Annotated in this window: 19 protein-coding genes; 15 read left to right on the top strand and 4 right to left on the bottom strand. The window is 68.5% G+C overall.

Annotated features, from left to right (window positions below; translation table 11 throughout):
• Window positions 1–120: 120 nt before the first annotated feature.
• The 6 genes from cysD to CJ179_RS44735 all read left to right on the top strand — a co-directional run bounded on the left by cysD (window position 121) and on the right by CJ179_RS44735 (window position 6,130).
• The gene (gene cysD / locus CJ179_RS44760) at window positions 121–1,038 is read left to right on the top strand and encodes a sulfate adenylyltransferase subunit CysD (protein WP_072946051.1); all 918 of its coding nucleotides are present in this window, start codon (window positions 121–123) and stop codon (window positions 1,036–1,038) included.
• Window positions 1,038–2,888 carry an adenylyl-sulfate kinase gene (gene cysC / locus CJ179_RS44755; RefSeq protein WP_072946053.1) on the top strand — a complete coding sequence of 617 codons (1,851 nt, stop codon included), beginning with the start codon at window positions 1,038–1,040 and terminating at the stop codon, window positions 2,886–2,888. The genes cysD and cysC overlap by 1 nt, the downstream gene beginning before the upstream one ends.
• Window positions 2,878–4,008 (top strand): 3'(2'),5'-bisphosphate nucleotidase CysQ, encoded by a 1,131-nt coding sequence (locus CJ179_RS44750; RefSeq protein WP_072946056.1) that lies wholly within the window; start codon window positions 2,878–2,880, stop codon window positions 4,006–4,008. Before cysC ends, CJ179_RS44750 begins: the two co-directional genes overlap by 11 nt.
• Window positions 4,005–4,406, top strand: coding sequence for a nuclear transport factor 2 family protein (locus CJ179_RS44745; protein ID WP_072946058.1), 402 nt, complete (start codon window positions 4,005–4,007; stop codon window positions 4,404–4,406). The genes CJ179_RS44750 and CJ179_RS44745 overlap by 4 nt, the downstream gene beginning before the upstream one ends.
• A 91-nt stretch (window positions 4,407–4,497) precedes the next feature.
• The gene (locus CJ179_RS44740) at window positions 4,498–5,490 is read left to right on the top strand and encodes a phosphotriesterase (RefSeq protein ID WP_095865728.1); all 993 of its coding nucleotides are present in this window, start codon (window positions 4,498–4,500) and stop codon (window positions 5,488–5,490) included.
• Between the two features lies 1 nt (window position 5,491).
• Window positions 5,492–6,130 carry a TetR/AcrR family transcriptional regulator gene (locus CJ179_RS44735; protein WP_095865727.1) on the top strand — a complete coding sequence of 213 codons (639 nt, stop codon included), beginning with the start codon at window positions 5,492–5,494 and terminating at the stop codon, window positions 6,128–6,130.
• Between the two features lie 7 nt (window positions 6,131–6,137).
• On the opposite strand, the gene CJ179_RS44730 is transcribed toward CJ179_RS44735, so the two are convergent.
• Window positions 6,138–6,764 (bottom strand): TetR/AcrR family transcriptional regulator, encoded by a 627-nt coding sequence (locus CJ179_RS44730; protein ID WP_095865726.1) that lies wholly within the window; start codon window positions 6,762–6,764, stop codon window positions 6,138–6,140.
• A gap of 192 nt (window positions 6,765–6,956) precedes the next feature.
• Between CJ179_RS44730 and CJ179_RS44725 the strand changes: the two genes are divergently transcribed.
• On the top strand, window positions 6,957–8,333 hold the full coding sequence (locus tag CJ179_RS44725; protein ID WP_095865725.1) for an MFS transporter: 1,377 nt from the start codon (window positions 6,957–6,959) through the stop codon (window positions 8,331–8,333).
• A gap of 72 nt (window positions 8,334–8,405) precedes the next feature.
• On the opposite strand, the gene CJ179_RS44720 is transcribed toward CJ179_RS44725, so the two are convergent.
• The 3 genes from CJ179_RS44720 to CJ179_RS44710 are packed head-to-tail and all read right to left on the bottom strand — an operon-like array spanning window position 8,406 to window position 11,478.
• Window positions 8,406–9,413, bottom strand: coding sequence for an NADP-dependent oxidoreductase (locus CJ179_RS44720; RefSeq protein ID WP_095865911.1), 1,008 nt, complete (start codon window positions 9,411–9,413; stop codon window positions 8,406–8,408).
• 5 nt (window positions 9,414–9,418) lie between these two features.
• Window positions 9,419–10,993: an AMP-binding protein gene (locus CJ179_RS44715; RefSeq protein WP_095865724.1), complete on the bottom strand. Its 1,575-nt coding sequence runs from the start codon at window positions 10,991–10,993 to the stop codon at window positions 9,419–9,421.
• 5 nt (window positions 10,994–10,998) lie between these two features.
• Window positions 10,999–11,478, bottom strand: coding sequence for a MaoC family dehydratase (locus CJ179_RS44710; protein WP_072946070.1), 480 nt, complete (start codon window positions 11,476–11,478; stop codon window positions 10,999–11,001).
• 160 nt (window positions 11,479–11,638) lie between these two features.
• On the opposite strand from CJ179_RS44710, the gene CJ179_RS44705 reads away from it, so the two are divergent.
• The 8 genes from CJ179_RS44705 to CJ179_RS44670 are packed head-to-tail and all read left to right on the top strand — an operon-like array spanning window position 11,639 to window position 19,638.
• Window positions 11,639–12,457 (top strand): SDR family oxidoreductase, encoded by an 819-nt coding sequence (locus tag CJ179_RS44705; RefSeq protein WP_095865723.1) that lies wholly within the window; start codon window positions 11,639–11,641, stop codon window positions 12,455–12,457.
• Window positions 12,454–13,266: an enoyl-CoA hydratase-related protein gene (locus CJ179_RS44700; RefSeq protein ID WP_095865722.1), complete on the top strand. Its 813-nt coding sequence runs from the start codon at window positions 12,454–12,456 to the stop codon at window positions 13,264–13,266. The genes CJ179_RS44705 and CJ179_RS44700 overlap by 4 nt, the downstream gene beginning before the upstream one ends.
• The gene (locus tag CJ179_RS44695; RefSeq protein ID WP_072946077.1) at window positions 13,253–14,503 is read left to right on the top strand and encodes an acyl-CoA dehydrogenase family protein; all 1,251 of its coding nucleotides are present in this window, start codon (window positions 13,253–13,255) and stop codon (window positions 14,501–14,503) included. The genes CJ179_RS44700 and CJ179_RS44695 overlap by 14 nt, the downstream gene beginning before the upstream one ends.
• Before the next feature lies 1 nt (window position 14,504).
• Window positions 14,505–15,287: an SDR family oxidoreductase gene (locus CJ179_RS44690; protein WP_095865721.1), complete on the top strand. Its 783-nt coding sequence runs from the start codon at window positions 14,505–14,507 to the stop codon at window positions 15,285–15,287.
• Entirely contained in the window at window positions 15,280–16,314 is a 1,035-nt protein-coding gene (locus tag CJ179_RS44685) for a phosphotransferase family protein (protein WP_095865720.1), read from the top strand. Before CJ179_RS44690 ends, CJ179_RS44685 begins: the two co-directional genes overlap by 8 nt.
• 17 nt (window positions 16,315–16,331) lie before the next feature.
• Complete coding sequence (locus tag CJ179_RS44680; protein ID WP_095865719.1) at window positions 16,332–17,522, top strand: acyl-CoA dehydrogenase family protein; 1,191 nt, start codon at window positions 16,332–16,334, stop codon at window positions 17,520–17,522.
• A complete protein-coding gene (locus tag CJ179_RS44675) occupies window positions 17,519–18,619 on the top strand; it encodes an acyl-CoA dehydrogenase family protein (protein WP_095865718.1) in 1,101 nt (366 codons plus the stop codon). Before CJ179_RS44680 ends, CJ179_RS44675 begins: the two co-directional genes overlap by 4 nt.
• A gap of 35 nt (window positions 18,620–18,654) precedes the next feature.
• The gene (locus CJ179_RS44670; protein ID WP_095865717.1) at window positions 18,655–19,638 is read left to right on the top strand and encodes an NADPH:quinone oxidoreductase family protein; all 984 of its coding nucleotides are present in this window, start codon (window positions 18,655–18,657) and stop codon (window positions 19,636–19,638) included.
• The last annotated feature ends 11 nt before the right edge of the window (window positions 19,639–19,649 follow it).

The following is a 19,649-nucleotide window of genomic DNA, read 5'->3' as shown; positions in this document are numbered from 1 at the left end:
CGGGCAGGCATTGACCGCAATCTGAAACACGTTCTATTCTCGAAGATGCATTCATTTTCGACCGGGCTGGTCCAAATATGGAATAGCGACCGGTAAGGAACTCGCGACGAGGAGTCGCCCATGACCGCACCGCCCGTGTACGAGTTGTCCCACCTCGGCGCGCTCGAAGCCGAAGCCGTGCACATCTTCCGAGAAGTGGCCGCCACATTCGAGCGACCGGTCCTGCTGTTCTCCGGCGGCAAGGACTCGGTGGTGATGCTCCACGTGGCCGCCAAGGCGTTCTGGCCCGCGCCTCTCCCGTTCGCCGTCATGCACGTCGACACCGGCCACAACTTCGACGAGGTCCTCGAGTTCCGCGACCGGACCGTCGACCGCCTCGGCCTGCGGATGGTGGTGTCCAGCGTGCAGGACGACATCGACGCCGGTCGCGTCAGCGAGGAGACGGGTCCGCGGGCCAGCCGCAACCGGCTCCAGACCACGGCGCTGCTGCGCGGCATCCGCGACCACGGGTTCGACGCCATCTTCGGCGGCGCCCGGCGCGACGAGGAGAAGGCCCGCGCGAAGGAGCGGGTGTTCAGCTTCCGCGACGAGTTCGGGCAGTGGGATCCGCGGGCGCAGCGCCCGGAACTGTGGAGCCTGTACAACGGCAGGCATCGCAAGGGCGAGCACATCCGGGTGTTCCCGCTGTCCAACTGGACCGAACTCGACATCTGGCAGTACATCGGCGAGGAGGGGATCGAGCTCCCGTCCCTGTACTACGCGCACCGCAGGGAGGTCGTGCTCCGCGACGGAATGCTGTTGGCGCACACACGGTTCCTGACCCTGCTCCCCGGTGACGAACCGTACGAGGCCCTCGTCCGCTTCCGGACCGTCGGCGACGCCACGTGCACGGGCTGCGTCGAATCGTCGGCAACCAGCCCCGAGGCCGTCGTCACCGAGGTCGCCGCGAGCAGGCTGACCGAGCGCGGGGCGACCCGGGCGGACGACCGGATCTCCGAGGCCGGCATGGAAGACCGCAAGAAGGAAGGCTACTTCTGATGCCGCAGTTACTCCGGGTCGCGACCGCGGGCAGCGTCGACGACGGCAAGTCCACCCTTATCGGCAGGCTGCTCTACGACTCCAAGGCGATCTTCGAGGATCAGCTCGAGGCGGTCGAACGCACCAGCCGCGAACGGGGCGACGAACACGCGAACCTGGCTCTGCTCACCGACGGCCTGCGCGCCGAACGCGAGCAGGGCATCACCATCGACGTCGCGCACCGCTATTTCGCCACGCCGCACCGCAAATTCATCATCGCGGACACCCCGGGGCACGAGCAGTACACGCGGAACATGGTGACCGGCGCGTCGACCGCCGACCTGGCCCTGATCCTGGTCGACGCCCGCAAGGGGATCCTGGAGCAGACCCGCCGCCACGCCTTCATCGCCAGCCTTCTCGGAATTCCGCACCTCGTGCTGTGCGTCAACAAGATGGATCTCGTCGGGTGGTCCGAGGAACGCTTCGAGGAGATCAAGGAGGAATTCCGGAAGTTCGCGATCAAACTCGAGGTCCACGACCTCACGTTCATCCCGGTGTCGGCACTGCGCGGCGACAACATCGCGCAACGCACCGCCAACATGCCCTGGTACGAGGGAGCGTCGCTGCTGCACTACCTCGAGCAGGTGCACGTGGCGTCCGACCGCAACCTGATCGACGCGCGGTTCCCGGTGCAGTACGTGGTCCGGCCGCAACGCCAGACCGATTCGGCGTTGCACGATTTCCGCGGCTACGCGGGGACGGTCGCCAGTGGGGTGTTCAAGCCGGGCGACGAGGTGGTGGCCCTGCCGTCGGGGTTCACCTCCACCGTCAGTGCCATCTGGGGTCCCGGCGGAACCCGCCTCGACGAGGCGTTCGCACCGTCGGCGGTGTGCGTGCAACTCGCCGACCAGTTGGACGTGAGCCGCGGAGACGTGTTGTGCCGTCCCAACAACCGTCCGCTCGTCGGGCAGGAACTCGACGCGATGGTCTGCTGGTTCAGCGAACAGTCCGCGCTGACACCCGATGCCCGGTACACGCTGCTGCACACCACCCGTGCCACCAAGGCGTCGATCGCGCGGCTCGACTATCGGCTGGACGTGAACACCCTGCACCGCGACGAGTCCGCACGGTCGCTGTCGCTCAACGAGATCGGCCGTGTGCAGCTGCGAACGTCGCAGCCGTTGATGTTCGACCCGTACCGCCGCAACCACGTGACGGGCAGTTTCGTCCTCGTCGACGAGTCGACCCACAACACGGTCGCCGCCGGCATGATCACCGGGCCGACGCTGTCGCGTTCGAAGGTGGTGTGGCACGCGGCGGCCGTGTCGCGGGAGGAGCGGGCGACGCGCGGCCGCACCGTGTGGCTGACCGGACTGTCGGCGTCGGGAAAGTCGACGGTCGCGGTGGAACTCGAGCGCCGCCTGGTCGCGTCCGGGGTGCCCGCCTACCGGCTCGACGGCGACAACCTGCGGCACGGCCTCAACGCCGACCTCGGGTTCAGTGCGACGGACCGCGCCGAGAACGTCCGCCGTGTCGGCGCCGTCGCGCAACTGCTCGCCGACTCGGGGGTGGTCGCGATCGCGTCGCTGATCAGCCCGTACCGCGAGGACCGGGACCGCGTCCGGGAACAGCATCGGGCAGCCGGGCTCGACTTCGTCGAAGTGTTCGTCGACACGCCGGTGGACCAGTGCGAGGCGCGCGATCCCAAGGGCATGTACGCGAAGGCCCGCGCCGGGGAGATCACGGGATTCACCGGGGTCGACGACCCGTACGAGGCGCCCGAGAACGCCGAACTCGTGCTCCGGCCCGAGGACGGCACGCCGACCGAACAAGCCGCGAGAATTATGGAATTGTTGACACGTGATCACTGACGCACGACTCGCGGCCGACATCGCCTCCGGTGCCGGCGCCCTGCTGCTGGACATCCGCACCGCGGGACTGGGATCGGCCGACGGTCGTGAACTCGGCAGGCGCGGCGACATCGCCGCCGATGCGTTCATCCTCGGCAAACTCGCGGCGGAGCGACCCGAAGACGCGATCCTCTCCGAGGAGTCGGCCGACGACCGGTCCCGGCTGGAGCGGTCAAGGGTGTGGATCATCGACCCGCTCGACGGGTCCAAGGAGTACGGACTGCCCGGGCACTCGGACTGGGCGGTGCACGTCGCGCTGTGGGAACGCGGTCGCGGCATCACGGCGGCCGCGGTCGCGCAACCGGCACTGGGCGCCGTGTACGCCAGCGACGACGACAGCCACGCGGTCCATGCCGAACAGCTGCCTGCCCGCCCGCGGATCGTCGTGTCCGCCAGCAGGCCGCCCGCGTTCGTCGACGCCGTCGCGACGGACATCGGTGCCGAGGTCTCCACCATGGGTTCGGCGGGCGCGAAGGCGATGGCGGTGCTCCGCGGAGACGTCGACGCGTACATCCATGCGGGCGGGCAGTGGGAATGGGACTCCGCGGCCCCCGTCGGCGTCGCCGTGGCCGCGGGCCTGCACTGCTCGCGGATCGACGGAACCCCGTTGGGCTACAACGAATCCCACCCCTATCTCCCCGACCTGCTGATCTGCCGGCCGGAACTGGCCGCGCCCCTGCTCGCGGCGATCGCGAAACACGCCACCGACACGGCCGACAGCGGACGCGTCGCGATGGCCAGGGCCTACATCGACGCACTGGTCAGTCACGACGCCACCAAGGTGCGTCTCGCGGACAACGCGTGGCGGGTGGAGAACGGGCAGCACACGGGCGAATCGGGGGCGTTCATCCGGGACGAACTCGAGAACGGACTGCAGTATCAGGCCATCCAGGCCGTGCGCGACCTCTCCTTCCACGAATGGGGCGACAACGTGGTGGCCCGGTTCGTGCTCGACCTCGGGGCCACACCTACCGAGGTGACGTCGGTCCGGATCACGGAACATTTCGACATCCCGGCCGGGGCGATCCAGTCCGTCATGGCCATCATCGAACCGTTCGCGATCGAGAGGGAGAACCGATGACCCCGGACCAGCTGGTCACCCAATTCTGCGCCGAGTGGATCGAGCCCGATCCGGCGAAGATCGCCGAATACTTCGCGGAAGACGCCGTCTATCACAATATTCCGATGGAACCCGTCACCGGGCGTGACGCGATCCGCGAGTTCATCGCCGGCTTCACCGCGGCCTTCGGCGGCATCGACTTCCGGGTGCACCGGCAGGTCACCGACGGCGGTCAGAGCCCCAACGCCGAGGAGTCGAGCGGGGTGGTGATGAACGAGCGGATCGACGTGTTCACCCTCAACGGCACCGTCGTCGAACTGCCCGTCGTCGGCGTCTTCGAGATCACCGGCGGCAAGATCACCACGTGGCGCGACTACTTCGACATGGCGCCGATCCAGGCTGCAGCCGGTGGTGGGTGACCCACGGCAGTAAATGTTGACGTCAGGTTCAAGTTAGCTCTACGCTGAGCCCGGGGTATGACGACGGTCACACTCGGAGAGGCGAATCTGCATGAGTCAGGTCAACACGGTCCGCGGACCGATCGACAGCGCCGAACTCGGACGCACGTACATGCACGAGCACGTGTTCGTGCTGACACCCGACGTGCAGCAGAACTACCCGGACGAGTGGGGGAGCGAGGACGAGCGGGTCGCCGACGCCGTCACCAAGCTGCGCGCGCTGGCGGAGCAGGGGGTCCGGACCATCGTCGACCCCACCGTCGTCGGCCTCGGCCGGTACATTCCGCGCATCCAGCGGGTGGCGGAACAGCTTCCCGAACTGAACATCGTTGCGGCCACTGGGCTGTACACCTACGACGACGTGCCGTTCTTCTTCCACTACCGCGGTCCCGCGCTGGACGCGATGGTGGGGGCCGAGGTGCCCGACCCGATGGTGGACATGTTCGTCAAAGACATCGAAGAGGGGATCGCCGACACCGGGGTGTGCGCCGGCCTGCTCAAGTGCGCGATCGACCACCAGGGGCCGACACCGGGTGTCGAGCGGGTCATGAGGGCCGTCGCGAAGGCGCATCGGCGCACCGGAGTGCCGATCACCGTGCACACCCACCCCGGCAGCGAGGCCGGTCTGCACGTCACACGCGTGATGTGCGACGAGGAGGGCGTGCGGCCCGACCGGATCGTGCTCGGGCACAGCGGAGACAGCACCGACGTCGACCACCTGACCAGCCTCGCCGAGGCCGGCTTCGTCCTCGGCATGGACCGGTTCGGGATCAACCTCGAAACGACGTTCGAAGCGCGCGCCGACACGCTCGTCGAGATGTGCCGCCGCGGCTTCGCGGGGCAGATGGTCCTGTCGCAGGACGCCTCCTGTTACATCGACTGGATCGACCCGAACCTGATGGCGGCGCTGCCGCAGTGGCACTACCTGCACATCGAGAACGACGTGCTGCCCTACGTCCGCGAGCGAGGCGTCACCGAGAAGATGATCACCGAGATGCTGGTCGACGTGCCCCGGCGGTACTTCGAGAACGTGGACCCGTACTGACATGTCGCGCCCGCGAACCGCACCCACACCACCGGTCACCGCCCGGGGCGTCCGCACCCGCGATCGCCTCGTCGCCGCGGCCCGGGTGGTGTTCGAGCGCGAGGGATACCTCGACGCCCGCCTCGTCGACATCAGCAAGGAGGCCGGACTCTCGACCGGCTCCTTCTACACCTACTTCGCCGGTAAGGAGGAAGTGTTCGCGGCGGTCGTGGAGGTGACGCAGAACGACCTGCTGCATCCCGGGATGGGGCGGGTCGAGGACGAGGGCGACGTGCACGCGGTCGTGGAGGCGAGCATCCGGGCATACCTGCACGCGTGCCGCCGGAATGCGCGTCTGCTGGCCCTGCTCGAGCAGGTCGCGCACGTCGACCCTGCATTCCGTGAACTGGAGCGCTCGCGGGACGAGACGTTCTACCTGCGCAACGCGCGGGCGATCGCCGATCTGCAGGCTCGGGGTCTCGCCGACGCGTCGCTCGACCCGATGCTGACGTCGAAGGCGTTGTCCGCCATGGTCGGGAGAATGGCCTACGGTTATTTCGTCGGACCGCCGAGCGAGCGGCGATCACTCACGTTCGAAGAACTGAACGCCGGACTCGCGCGGATGTGGACGAACGCGCTGCGCGTCCCGGACCGCGTCTGAGGGGCCGTCAGTAGCCGGGGGCGTGGAGGATGCGCAGAACGAGATCGGCGTTGATGTCGCCCAGTTCCTCCGGCGTGAATTCGCCGTCGGGGCTGTACCAGCGGCAGATGTCCACCGCGAGGGACATGATCGCCAGAACGGCGACGCGGGGGTCGGGAATGAGGAACACACCCTGATCGAGCCCGTTCTGCACCTCGCGCATCGCGGCGACCCGGATCTGGAGCCGGGTCTCGGCCACCGTCTCGCGGTGTTCGGGACTGAGATGCCTGCTCTCGTACTGGGCGATGCGCGCCCGGCGAAAGTTCCGGGCGTGCATGATGCTGAACTCGCGGACCAGGGCCCGGACGCGGTCGATCGGGTCGGTGAACGGTGCGACCGCGCTGAGCACCAGCGCGAGGGCGCGCTCGTTCGACCGGCGGACCAGTTGGAAGAGCAGATCCTCCTTGGACGGGAAGTGCACATACATCGCGGAGGGGCTCATTCCCGCCGTCGTGGAGATGTCCCGCGTGCGTGTGGCTTCGAAACCCTTGTCGGAGAACAGCGTCGTCGCCGCGCGGAGCAGGCGCTCCTCGGAGGTCGGCGGACCCGGGCTGGCCTGCTCGGTCGCGAACACGTCGTCTCGCAGTTCGGTCATCGGTGGTCCTCTCCGCCGCATCGAGCTTCGTCCGTGCCGGCGGGAATCGGCAAGATCAATCCCCTCGAGTGATTGACATCACATCACTGTTCACACACACTAAGCAAGCGCTCACTGACTTGAAGTTGGCGTCATGTTCTGAAAAATCGCGATCCCACATCCACCCGTAGACCTATCTCGAGGAGTGATCGGATGACTTCATCCGCGGTGCAGCCGAGTAAGGACGCGGCAGGCGACACGGCCGTCTCGCGCACGCGTGCACATCGGAAACTGCTGGCGGCGGGACTGGTCGGCAGCTCGATTGAGTGGTACGACTTTTTCCTGTACGGAACCGCTGCGGCACTGGTCTTTCCCCACGTCTTCTTCCCTGGCGCGTCGGCGTTGGTGGGCACCCTGCTCTCGTTCAGCACGTTCTGGGCCGGCTTCGTCGCCCGCCCGCTCGGCGGCCTCGTCGCCGGTCACTTCGGTGACAAGTACGGCCGCAAACCGGCGGTCGTGACCTGCCTGCTGTTCATGGGGCTGGCGACGTTCCTGATCGGCTGCCTGCCCGGCGCCGCGACCATCGGGATCGCGGCCCCGATCCTGCTGGTGGTCCTGCGGTTCGTCCAGGGCCTCGCGTGTGGGGGTCAGTGGGGTGGGATCGTGCTGCTGCTGACCGAATCGGCCAGTCCCAAGCGCCGGGGATTCTCCGGCACCTTCGGGCAGATGGGTGTCTCGTTCGGTGTCCTGCTCGGCAACCTCGTGTTCCTCGGCGCCACCGCGGCGATCTCGAACGAGGCGTTCCTCAGCTGGGGCTGGCGGATCCCGTTCTTCGCCAGCGCACTGCTGTTCCCGGTGGTGCTGTACATCCAGACCAAGGTCGAGGACACCCCCGAATTCCGTCACCTGCAGGACCAGGCGGAGAAGAAGAACGGGACCGTCGTCCGCGCACCGCTGACCCAGGCGATCAGGGACCACTGGCGCAAGATCCTGCTCGGCTGCGGCCTGCTCGCGGCCACCAACTCGCTGTTCTACATTTCCATCGCCGGAGTGCTCAGTTACGGCACCGCGGAACTGGGGATGAAGCGCAACGACCTGCTCGCGATCTCGCTGCTCAGCGCGGCGCTCACGGTCGGTGTGGTGCTGTGGTCCGGGCACATGTCCGACAAGATCGGACGCAGGCCGATGATCCTGATCGGTGCGGCGATGATCATCGTGTGGGCGTTCCCGTACTTCTGGCTGATCAACACCCGGAACCTGGTGTTGTTCTTCGTCGCCGTCACAGTCGGCAGCGTCTTCCAGTCCATGACGTACGGGCCGATCGCCGCGTACATGGGTGAGTTGTTCGCTCCCAATGTCCGGTATTCCGCCGCCTCGCTGGCGTATCAGCTGGCCGCGATCACGGTGAGCGGCGGCACCCCGTTCATCATGACCGCGCTGATCGCCAAGACCGGGACCACCACGTTCGTCGCGGTGTTCGTCGCGGTGATGGGGCTGGTCACCTTCCTTTGCGCGTGGAAGCTCCGCGAGACCAACACCGCCGAGGTCCGCAGCGATCCGGCCGCCGTGCCCGGTGCCCAGTTCTACTAGACACCCCGCCCCTTTTCACGACGATGCCCACCGCCGGATCTCGGCGGTGGGCATCGTCGCGGGAGGAGGAGTTCAGCTGATCGTCAGCACCAGCTTGCCGGTGTTGGCGCCGTCGAACAGCAGATTGAGGGTGCGGCCGAACGCCTCGACGCCCCCGGTCTCGACCTGCTCACGGGTCACGATCTCCCCGGCCCGGATCCACTCCGACATCGCCTCCATGCCCTCGGGGAACCGGTCGAGGTAGTCGAACACGATGAACCCCGTCATCGACGCACGGTTGACCAGCAGCGACAGGTACCGGGACGGCCCGGGCTGCGGGTCGGTGGCGTTGTATCCGGAGATCGCGCCGCACAGCGCGACCCGGGCGTTCTTGCGGAGCCGGGCCAGCGCGGCGTCGAGGATCTCCCCGCCGACGTTGTCGAAGTAGATGTCGATCCCGTCCGGTGCGGCGGCGCGCAGCGCCTTCCCGACCGATTCGGACTTGTAGTCGATCGCCGCGTCGAAACCCAGATCCTCGGTCAGCCACGCGCACTTCTCGGGGCCGCCTGCGACGCCGATCACCGTGGCGCCCTTCAGTTTGGCGATCTGCCCGGCGATGCTCCCGACCGCTCCCGCCGCGCCCGAGATGAGCACGGTGTCGCCCTTCTCCAGTCTGCCGACGTCGGTGAGGCCGAAATACGCGGTCATGCCGGGAAATCCGAGTGCGCCCAGCCACGTCGGTGCCGGGGCGAGCGACTCGTCGACGGCGAGCGCGCCGCGGCCGTCGGAGAGCGCGTACTCCTGCACGCCGAACTGCCCGGACACGAGCTGTCCTTCGGGGAACTTCGCGTTCTTCGACGCCACCACCCGGCCGACGGCGTGGGTGCGCATCACCTCGCCGATCGCGACCGGCGGCACGTACGACTTCACGTCGTCGAGCCACCCGCGCATCGCCGGGTCGAGGGACACGTAGTCCACCTTCACGGTGAATTCGCCGTCCGAGGGTTCGGGTATCGGTTCCGACGTGATCTCCCAGGTGGAGTCGTCGGGACGGCCGACCGGACGCTTCGCCAGTCGGACCTGCCTGTTCACGGTTGTCACGGTGTTCACCTTTCGGGTACTTCTGCGGTCAGTGCGTCGTTTCTCAGTGCGGTTCTGTCGATCGACCGTTTGAGGATCTTTCCGGTCGACCCCTTGGGAAGGGAGTCGACGATGGCGACGATCCGGGGAATCTTGTATGCGGACAGCCGTTCCCGGGCCCAGCCGGTCAGTTGGGCGCCGTCCAGCCCGGAACCGGGGACAGTGGCCACGACCGCGGCCACCTCCTCGCCGTAGTGATCGTCGGGGACGCCCACGACGGCGGCCTCGAGGATGTCGGGGTGCGCGTACAGGACCTCCTCGATCTCACTTGGGTACACGTTGTAGCCGCCCCGGATGATGAGATCCTTCACCCGATCGACGATGCGCAGATCCCCGTCCGCATCGGTCTCGCCCAGGTCCCCGGTGCGCAGCCAGCCGTCCGGGTCCAGGACGGCGGCGGTGTCGGACGGCCGGTTCCAGTAGCCCTTCATCACCGTCGCCCCCTTCACGAACACCTCGCCGACGGTCCCGGGCGGGCAGGCGAGCCCGTCGTGGTCCCGCACCTCGACCGCAAGCCGGGGCACCGCGCGACCCGTGTAGCCGATCTTCCCGCCGCGGTCGATGTCGTTGAACGTGCCGAACGCGGTGGTCTCGGTGAGCCCGTAGCCCTCGAGGATGGTGCACCCGAAGCGGGACTCGAATTCGCGGGCCACCTCGCCCGGAAGTGACGCGCCTCCGGAGATGGCGATGCGCAGTTGCGTGAAGTCCTGCGAGTCAGTGCCGTCCGCGGCATGCAGCATGGCGTTCCACATCGTCGGCACACCGGCCATGATCGTCAGGCGGTCGCGCCGGAGCAGGGCGAGCATCGCCGCCGGATCGAACCGGGCCAGCAGCGTCAGCGACCCACCCCCGGTGAACGTCGCCATCATGACCGAGGCCTGGCCGAACACGTGGAACAGCGGAAGTCCGGTGCCGGTCCGGTCTTCGCTCGAACCGCGACTGCATTCGGCGCCGATCTCGCCGCCGGACAGCAGGTTCCCCACCGTCAGCTCCGCGCCCTTCGGCCGCCCGGTGGTACCGGACGTGTAGAGGATGGCGGCGGTGTCGTCGCGATCCCGCCGGGCGACGGCAACCGGCTCGGTGTCCGGCGACACGCTGTCCGGCGACACGCTGTCCGGGGTGAGCGTCCAGACCGGGATGTCCAGCGCGGCGGCCGCGTCGGCGATCGCGGGCCCGAGTTCGTGCCACACGATGGCGAGTGCGGCGCCGGCATCGGTGAGGACGTACTCGGTCTCGGGCCGGGTCGACATCGTGTTCACCGGCACCACGACGCACCCCGCCGCCTGAATGCCCAGGTACGCGACCACGAACTCGGGCACCGAGGGTGCGGCCAGAAGGATTCGGTCGCCGGGGGACAGGCCCGCTTCCGTGAGCGCTCCCGCGTACCGGGTGCTCGCGGCGCGCAACTGTCCGTAGGTCAGGGTGCTGTCCGCACCTCGCAGCGCGATGTTGTCGGGAGTGGCGTCGGCGTGGCGGGACACCGGATCGAGCACATTCGCCCGTGAGTAGTTGTCAACCGCGGGCGGTTCACAAGTGCTCACGGCTGCTAGCCGGCCTCGACGACGCGGGCGACGGACTCGGACACGACCACCGGTTTGTCGGAGCCCTCGCGCTCGACGACCTGGGACATGGTCACCTGGATGCCGCCCCCGACCTGTTCCGCGGATTGGATGGTGGCACGCATCCGGATGCGCGAACCCACCGGCACCGGCGCGGGGAAGCGGACCTTGTTGTAGCCGTAGTTCAGGCTGTGTGCGAAGCCGTCGAAGCGCAGCAGGGTCGCCGACAGGGCCGGTCCGAGGGACAGGCTGTAGAGGCCGTGCGCGATGGTGCCGCCGAGCGGGCTGGCGGCAGCGCGCTCGGTATCGATGTGGATCCACTGGTGGTCGCCAGTGGCGTCCGCGAAGGCGTTGACGCGTTCCTGGGTGACGTCGTGCCAGTCGGTGGGGCCCAGCTCCTTGCCGATCAGCGCTGTGAGCTCGTCGAAGCTCGCGGGGCGAACGGGCAGTGCGGTGGTGTCGGTCATCTGTCTCCCTCGATTCCGGGTGGTGCAGGGCCTGGATGTGTCACGTTGGCTGCATCGGAAGTCGTGTGTTGCCGACCCCAGACACTTGAACTTGACGACGGATTCAACTATACAAAAGAGAGACGCGAGTCACAACGCACGGCGAAGGAGAGGACACCTCGTGAAGGTTGCACAGAAAGTCGCCATCGTGACCGGCGGTGGAGGCGGAATCGGCGGGGCGATCGCGGACCGTCTCGCCGAACAGGGCGCCAAGGTGCTGGTCGCCGATCTCGACCCGGACGCAGCCGTCGCCGTCGCGGACGGCATCAACGCCCGCCATCCGGGATCCGCCGTCGCCGAAGGTGGCGACGTCGCGGACACCGATCAGATCCGGCGCATCATCGACCGCGCGGAGACCGAGTTCGGGCCGGTCGATCTCTACTTCGCCAACGCCGGCATCGCGGGAGCGCCCGGCCTCGACGCCGGCGACGCCGACTGGGACCTCGCGTTCGACGTCAACGTCCGCGCCCACATCCGCGCCGCCCAGCAACTCGTGCCGAAGTGGATCGCGCGCGGCGAGGGCTATTTCGTGTCGACCGCCTCCGCGGCCGGCCTCCTCACCCAGATCGGCTCGGCGACCTACGCGGTCACCAAACACGCGGCCGTCTCGTTCGCCGAATGGCTGTCGGTCACATACGGGGACGACGGGGTTCGCGTCAGCTGCCTCTGCCCGATGGGAGTCGAGACGAAGCTGATGCGCTCCGGTGAGAACTCGGGTGATCCCCTCGGCGTCGCTGCCACGAAGGCCGTCGTCTCGGCGGGGGAGGTGCTGCAGCCCGGGCAGGTCGCCGACATCGTGCTCGACGCCGTGGACCGGGAGACGTTCCTGATCCTGCCGCACGAGAGCGTCCTCACCATGTACCAGCAGAAGGGGTCCGACTACGACCGCTGGCTGCGCGGAATGCGCCGCTTCCAGAGTTCGCTGCTGGAGCACGCGTGACCGGCGAGCCCGCAGACCTGGTCCTCGCCGAGCGGCGCGGACCGGTCCTGGTGCTGACGTTCAACCGGCCCGGCAAGCTGAACGCCTGGACAGACGACCTCGAGGACCGCTACTTCACGCTGCTCGTGGACGCCGAGGACGACCCGGACGTGCGCGCGATCGTCGTGACCGGCGCCGGGCGCGGGTTCTGCGCCGGTGCCGACCTCGGCCGCCTGCAGGCCGTCGGTGACGCTTCCGACGCGGACCTCTTCCGCCCGCGCCCCCGCGACCTTCCCGCGACGCTGCGGAAACCGCTCATCGGGGCGATCAACGGGGTCGCGGCCGGACTCGGCATGGTGGAGGCCCTCTACTGCGACGTCCGGTTCGCGTCCGCATCGGCACGGTTCACGACCGCGTTCGCCAAGCGCGGGCTGATCGCCGAATACGGTATCTCCTGGCTGCTGCCCCGACTCGTGGGACGCAGCCGGGCCACCGACCTGCTGCTGTCGAGCCGCATTGTGGACGCCGAGGAGGCGCTGCGCATCGGACTCGTCGACCACCTCGTGCCGGACGGTTCGGTCGTCGACGCCGCGGTCGCGTATGCCGCGGACCTGGCGGCGCACTGCTCGCCGACGTCGATGGCCGTCATCAAGGACCAATTGCACAGCGATGCGGACGGCACCTACGCCGAGTCCGTGGCCCGAGCGGAAGGCCTGATGTTGCAGGCGTTCCGCGGGGCCGATCTCGTCGAGGGCATCCAGAGCCACCTCGACAAGCGCACACCCGTGTTTCCCTCACTACCCGTCAGGAGTTCCCATGTCCCTGTTTGACATTTCCGCACGCGCCCAGCAGTTGCAGGTCGATCTGCTCGAGTTCATGGATTCGCACGTGTATCCGGCGGAGGCGGTGTATGAGGAGCAGATGCGGGAGTCGGGGGATCCGCATTTCCAGCCGCCGGTTCTGGAGGAGCTCAAGGCGGAGGCGCGGCGCCGGGGGTTGTGGAATCTGTTCCATCCGCACCCGGGCACGGGCGCCGGGTTGACCAACCTCGAGTACGCCCCGTTGGCGGAGATCATGGGGCGCAGCCACATTGCGTCGGAGGCGTGCAACTGCAATGCGCCGGACACGGGCAACATGGAGGTGCTCGAGCTGTTCGGCACGGCCGAGCACAAGGAGAAGTACCTGAAGCCGCTTCTCGACGGGACGATGGCGTCGGCGTTCGCGATGACCGAGCCCGCGGTGGCGAGTTCGGACGCGACCAACGTGGAGTTGTCGATGGTGCGTGACGGCGACGAGTACGTGCTGAACGGCCGCAAGTGGTTCGCGTCGAATGCGTTGCACCGCAACTGCAAGGTGCTGATCGTGATGGGCAAGACGGATCCGTCGGCGGCGCCGCACCGGCAGCAGTCGATGATGGTGGTGCCGATCGATGCGCCCGGGGTGACGGTGATGCGGGGGCTGCCGGTGTTCGGGTATCAGGACCGTGAGGGGCACGCGGAGATCGACTTCGCGGATGTGCGGGTGCCGGTGACGGACGTGCTGAAGGGCGAGGGCGAGGGCTTCGCGATCTCCCAGGCGCGGCTGGGGCCGGGCCGGATCCACCACTGCATGCGGGCGATCGGGATGGCGGAGCGGGCACTCGAATTGATGTGCCGCCGCGCGTCGTCGCGGGTGACGTTCGGGAAGCCGGTCAGTGAGAACGCGAACATCCAGGACTGGATCGCGGAGGCGCGCATCGAGATCGAGATGATCCGGTTGCTGACGCTGAAGGCGGCGTATCTGATGGACACGGTGGGGAACAAGGAGGCGCGGACGGAGATCGCGGCGATCAAGGTGGCGGCTCCGAACATTGCGCTCAAGATCGTGGACCGGGCGATTCAGGTGCACGGCGGTGCGGGCGTCACCGACGACTTCCCCCTCGCCATGGCCTGGGCGCACCTGCGCACCCTGCGCCTGGCCGACGGTCCCGACGAGGTCCACAAGCGCGCCATCGCGCGGCAGGAACTGCGGCAGTACCGCGACGCCGCCCACGCTTCCACCAACGGTCACAAGGTTGCGGTGAGCTGACATGGCCGGACTCGACCTCACCGGACGCACCGCGATCGTCACCGGCGCCTCGCGGGGTATCGGCCTGGCCGTCGCCCGGGCCCTCGCGGCGGCCGGTGCCGACGTGGTGCTCACCTCACGCTCCCAGGAATCGGCCGACGCCGCCGCGGCGCAGGTCGGGGGCACCGCGATCGGCGTCGCCGCGCACGCCGTCGACGAGGAGGCCGCCCGGCGCTGCGTCGACACCACCGTCGAACGCTTCGGCAGCCTGGACATCCTGGTCAACAACGCGGGAACGAACCCCGCCTTCGGACCGGTCATCGACCAGGACCACGCACGGTTCGCCAAGACCTTCGACGTGAGCCTGTGGGCGCCGGTGCTGTGGACCGGCCTCGCCACGAAGGCGTGGATGGGCGAGCACGGCGGCGCCGTGGTCAACACCGCGTCCATCGGTGGCATGGCGTTCGAGGCGAACATCGGCCTGTACAACGCGTCGAAGGCCGCGCTGATCCACCTCACCAAGCAACTGGCACTGGAACTCTCACCGAACGTGCGGGTCAACGCCGTCGCTCCCGGTGTGGTGCGGACCAAGCTGGCCGAGGCGCTGTGGAAGGACCACGAGCAGGCCGTGTCGGCGTCCACGGCGCTGGGACGGATCGGCGAACCCGAGGACATCGCGTCCGCGGTCGCGTTCCTCGTGTCCGATGCCGCGAGCTGGATCACCGGCGAAACCATGGCGATCGACGGCGGGCAACTGCTCGGCGACGCAATCCCGTTCCGGCAGGGGGCTCAGCTCGGTGTCTAGCGTGGACGTCGTCGGCATCGACAGCGAGGCCGTGAGCCGCTGGATCGGCACGCTCGGCATCGACACTGCCGGACCGCTGACCTTCGACCGGATCGGTCTCGGCCAGTCGAACCTCACCTACCTGGTCCAGGACCGGGCGGGTGGCAGATGGGTGCTCCGGCGCCCACCCCTCGGGCACCTGCTCGCGTCGGCCCACGACGTCGCCCGCGAGGCGCGGATTCTCTCCGCCCTCGAGGACACCGCGGTGCCCACCCCGCGGGTGTTCGGGCTCACCGACGACCCGGAGGTGACCGAGGTACCGCTGCTGCTGATGGAGTTCGTCGACGGACAGGTCGTCGATCGCATGTCGATCGCGGAGTGCCTGACCCCGGAACGTCGCCGGGCGATCGGCCTGTCGCTGCCGCGGACGCTGGCGAAGATCCATGCGGTGGACCTCGAGAGCACCGGTTTGACCGACCTGGCCAGCCACAAGCCGTACGCGCAGCGTCAGCTCAAGCGGTGGTCGGGTCAGTGGGAGAAGTCGAAGACCCGCGAGCTGCCCGCCCTCGACGACCTGACCGGACGGCTCACCGACTCGGTGCCGGAGCAGCGGGAACTGACACTGGTGCACGGCGACTTCCACCTGCGCAACGTCATCACCTCCCACGCGACCGGGGAGGTGACCGCCGCCCTGGACTGGGAGTTGTGCACGCTGGGCGACCCGCTCGCCGACGTCGGCAGCCTGCTCGCGTACTGGCCGGAGCCGGGTGAGACCACCGGCGGCGACTTCCCGGCGTCCACCCTCGACGGTTTCCCGGACCGGGTGGAGATCGCCGGGGTGTACCTCGACGAGACCGGACGCGACCCGAAAGCCCTGGCGTTCTGGCACGTCCTCGGCCTGTGGAAGGTGGCGGTCATCGCGGAGGGCGTCATGCGCCGCGCCCGGGATGAACCGCAGAACAAGGCGGCCGCGGGCACCCCGACCGTCGAGCGCATCGACGACCTCGTGGCCAAGGCGTGCGACATCGCCGCCCGGGCCGGAATCTGACCGAAGGACTGAGGACGATGAGCACTGACGAACAGGCGATCGCACGCGACCTGAGCGGCCGCGTCGCGACCCTCCTGGAACAGAACGACCAGTCGGATCCGGCCCGGTTCCTCGGGGCCCGATTCGACGCCGGCCTCGCATGGGTCCACTTCCCGCCCGGGCGCGGCGGTCTGGGTCTGCCGCAGAGCTTCCAAGCGCAGGTCGACGCCGAACTCGAGGCCGCAGGGGCGCCCGGCCCGGCGAAGAGCCGCAACGGGATCGGACTGGGCATGGCCGCGCCGACCATCGCCGCGTTCGGCACCGACGAACAGCAGCAGAAGTACCTTCGGCCGATCTTCACCGGCGAGCACATCTACTGCCAGCTGTTCAGCGAACCGGGGGCGGGTTCCGACCTCGCCGCCGTCGCGACGCGAGCCGTCCGTGACGGTGACGAATGGACGGTCAACGGGCAGAAGGTGTGGACATCGGGGGCGCAGAACGCGCAGTTGGCCATCCTCGTGGCCCGCACGGATCCGTCGGTGCCCAAGCACGCCGGGCTCACCTACTTCCTGTGCGACATGAGCGATCCCGGTATCGACGTCCGGCCGCTGCGGCAGATCACCGGTGAGGCCGAGTTCAACGAAGTGTTCCTCACCGACGTCCACATTCCCGATTCCGATCGGCTCGGCAGCGAGGGACAGGGCTGGAAGGTGGCCACCGCGACCCTCAACAACGAACGGGTCGCGATCGGCGGTTCCGCGGCCGCCCGCGAGAGCGGCATGATCGGACCGGTCGCCCGCGCCTGGCGCGAACAACCCGAGCTCCGCGACCCCGCGATGCACGACGAACTGCTCCGGCTGTGGGTCGAAGCGGAAGTCGCCCGGCTGACCGGCGAACGGCTGCGGCAGCAACTCGAGGCCGGGCAGCCCGGCCCCGAGGGATCCGGCCTGAAGCTGGCCTTCGCCCGGCTCGCGCAGACCATCTCGGGTTTCGACATCGAACTCCACGGTGAGGCCGGGCTGCGCTACGACGACTGGAGCATGCGCCGCCCGGACAAGGTCGACTTCACCGGCCGCGAACCCGGATACCGGTACCTGCGCGCGAAAGGCAACTCGATCGAGGGCGGCACGTCCGAGATCCTGCGCAACGTCATCGCGGAACGCGTCCTCGGCCTCCCGCCGGAGCATCGCGTCGACAAGGACATCGCCTGGAAGGACCTGCCCCGATGAACACCGCAGATCTGCTGTACTCCGACACCGAAGACGCCCTGCGTGACAGCGTCCGCCGGCTACTCGCCGACCGGTGCCCGCACGAGCTGGTCGTCGGGGCGTACGACGGGACGCCCGCCGACTTCTCCGGGGTGTGGAAATCCCTCGCCGTCGAGCTCGGACTGGCGGGCCTGCTCGTTCCCGAGGACCTGGGCGGCGCCGGCGCGAGCGCACGCGAGGCCGCGGTGGTCATGGAGGAGATCGGACGTGCCGTCGCGCCCGTCCCGTACCTGTCCAGCGCCGTACTCGCGACGGTCGCGCTGCTGAAAGCGGGAAACACGAAGGCAGTCGGCGCACTCGCCGACGGGACGACCACCGGTGCACTCACGGTCGGGCTCGCGACCGCACCGGGACTGTTCACCCCGACCGTGCACCGGGAGGGCGACGCCCTGACCGGCACCGTGACCAGCGTCGCGGGCGTCTCGGAGGCCGACATCCTGATCGTGCCGGTCGAGGGTCCGAACGGGCTCGAACTGCACACGGTGCCCGCCGGCACCGCCGGTGTCACGGTCACGCCCGTGCTCGCGCTCGACATGACCCGGCCATTGTCGGATGTCGCGTTCGACGCCGCCGCGTCCACCCGCATCGACGACGGCAGCGCCGCGGCGGCGGTCCGTGAGGCCCTCGTTCTCGGCGCAGCGCTGCTCGCCTCCGAGCAACTCGGGCTCGCGCAGTGGTGCTTCGAGACGACCCTGGCGTACGCCAAGGAGCGAACCCAGTTCGGCCGCGCCGTCGGGTCGTTCCAGGCGATCAAGCACCGCCTCGCCGACCTGTGGCTCGAAGTCACCTCCGCGGCCGCCGCTGCCCGCTACGCCGCGGACACCGCCGCCCGGGGCGACGCGGACGCCGAGGTCGCGGCTGCCGTCGCGCAGGCGTACTGCAGCGGGGTCGCGGTCCACGCCGCGGAGGAGTGCGTTCAGTTGCACGGCGGGATCGGCATGACCTGGGAATACCCCGCCCACCTGTATCTGAAGAGGGCGAAGAGCGACCAGTTGGCATTCGGCACCGCCTACCGTCACCGCGCGCACCTCGCCGGCCTGATCGACCTGCCCGCGTAACCCGGGCCCCACCACCGACAGTCAGGAAGCAATCCATGAAGGCATGGCGTGTCCACGAACTCGGCGAGCCGCGCACCGCGCTGCACCTCGAGGAGGTCCCGGACCCCACGGCAGGCCCGGGGCAGGTGCTGGTCCGGGTCCTCGCCGCACCGGCGAACTTCCCCGACGTGCTGCTGTGCCGCGGCGAATACCAGATCAAGCCGCCGCTGCCGTTCACGCCCGGAGTCGAGCTGTGCGGCGAAGTGGTCGCGGTCGGTGACGGCATCACCCGCTTCGCCGCCGGCGACCGGGTGATCGGCAACCCGAACCTGCCCGGCGGCGGATTCGCGCAGATGGCCGTGATGGACGAGGCCAACACGTTCGCCGCCCCGTCCGCGCTCGACGACGCGGAGGCGTCGGCGTTGAGCATCGGCTACCAGACGAGCTGGTTCGCACTGCACCGCCGCACCCAGCTGAAGCCGGGGGAGACTCTGCTCGTCCACGCCGCCGCGGGCGGAGTGGGCAGCGCCGCAGTGCAATTGGGCAAGGCCGCGGGAGCGAAGGTGATCGGCGTCGTCGGTGGCGCCGACAAGGTCGAGTACTGCCGCCGGCTGGGGGCAGATCTGGTGATCGACCGGCACACCGACGATTTCGTTCCGCTGGTGAAGGAATTCACCGGCGGACGCGGCGCGGACGTCATCTACGATCCGGTCGGCGGCGACGCCTACGCGAAGTCCACCAAGTGCATCGCGTTCGAGGGCCGGATCCTGATCATCGGTTTCGCCGGCGGCACTATCCCGACACCCGGTCTCAATCACGCCCTGATCAAGAACTACTCGATCATCGGACTGCACTGGGGTCTGTACAAGCAGTACAACCAGCAGGCGATCGCCGACTGTCACGAGGAACTGACCCGCCTCGCCGAGTCCGGGGCGATCACGCCGCTCATCAGCGAGCGGCTCTCGCTCGCGGACGTGGCCGACGGCATCGGCAGGCTCGGTGACGGCAGCACCGTCGGTCGCCTCGTCTTCCAACCCTGAAGTCTTCCAAC

It is taken from the genome of Rhodococcus sp. ACS1 (assembly GCF_002300155.1).
GTDB classification, from domain to species: Bacteria; Actinomycetota; Actinomycetes; order Mycobacteriales; family Mycobacteriaceae; genus Rhodococcus_F; species Rhodococcus_F koreensis.
Note: the sequence above shows the minus strand (reverse complement) of the source record. Positions and strands in the feature narration are given on the sequence as shown.

Excerpts from the sequence above, each read along its gene's own strand:
- cysD (WP_072946051.1), top strand. The coding sequence starts at position 121 with ATGACCGCACCGCCCGTGTACGAGTTGTCCCACCTCGGCGCGCTCGAA.
- cysC (WP_072946053.1), top strand. The coding sequence starts at position 1,038 with ATGCCGCAGTTACTCCGGGTCGCGACCGCGGGCAGCGTCGACGACGGC.
- CJ179_RS44745 (WP_072946058.1), top strand. The coding sequence starts at position 4,005 with ATGACCCCGGACCAGCTGGTCACCCAATTCTGCGCCGAGTGGATCGAG.
- CJ179_RS44740 (WP_095865728.1), top strand. The coding sequence starts at position 4,498 with ATGAGTCAGGTCAACACGGTCCGCGGACCGATCGACAGCGCCGAACTC.
- CJ179_RS44735 (WP_095865727.1), top strand. The coding sequence starts at position 5,492 with ATGTCGCGCCCGCGAACCGCACCCACACCACCGGTCACCGCCCGGGGC.
- CJ179_RS44730 (WP_095865726.1), bottom strand. The coding sequence starts at position 6,764 with ATGACCGAACTGCGAGACGACGTGTTCGCGACCGAGCAGGCCAGCCCG.
- CJ179_RS44725 (WP_095865725.1), top strand. The coding sequence starts at position 6,957 with ATGACTTCATCCGCGGTGCAGCCGAGTAAGGACGCGGCAGGCGACACG.
- CJ179_RS44710 (WP_072946070.1), bottom strand. The coding sequence starts at position 11,478 with ATGACCGACACCACCGCACTGCCCGTTCGCCCCGCGAGCTTCGACGAG.
- CJ179_RS44695 (WP_072946077.1), top strand. The coding sequence starts at position 13,253 with ATGTCCCTGTTTGACATTTCCGCACGCGCCCAGCAGTTGCAGGTCGAT.
- CJ179_RS44690 (WP_095865721.1), top strand. The coding sequence starts at position 14,505 with ATGGCCGGACTCGACCTCACCGGACGCACCGCGATCGTCACCGGCGCC.
- CJ179_RS44680 (WP_095865719.1), top strand. The coding sequence starts at position 16,332 with ATGAGCACTGACGAACAGGCGATCGCACGCGACCTGAGCGGCCGCGTC.
- CJ179_RS44675 (WP_095865718.1), top strand. The coding sequence starts at position 17,519 with ATGAACACCGCAGATCTGCTGTACTCCGACACCGAAGACGCCCTGCGT.
- CJ179_RS44670 (WP_095865717.1), top strand. The coding sequence starts at position 18,655 with ATGAAGGCATGGCGTGTCCACGAACTCGGCGAGCCGCGCACCGCGCTG.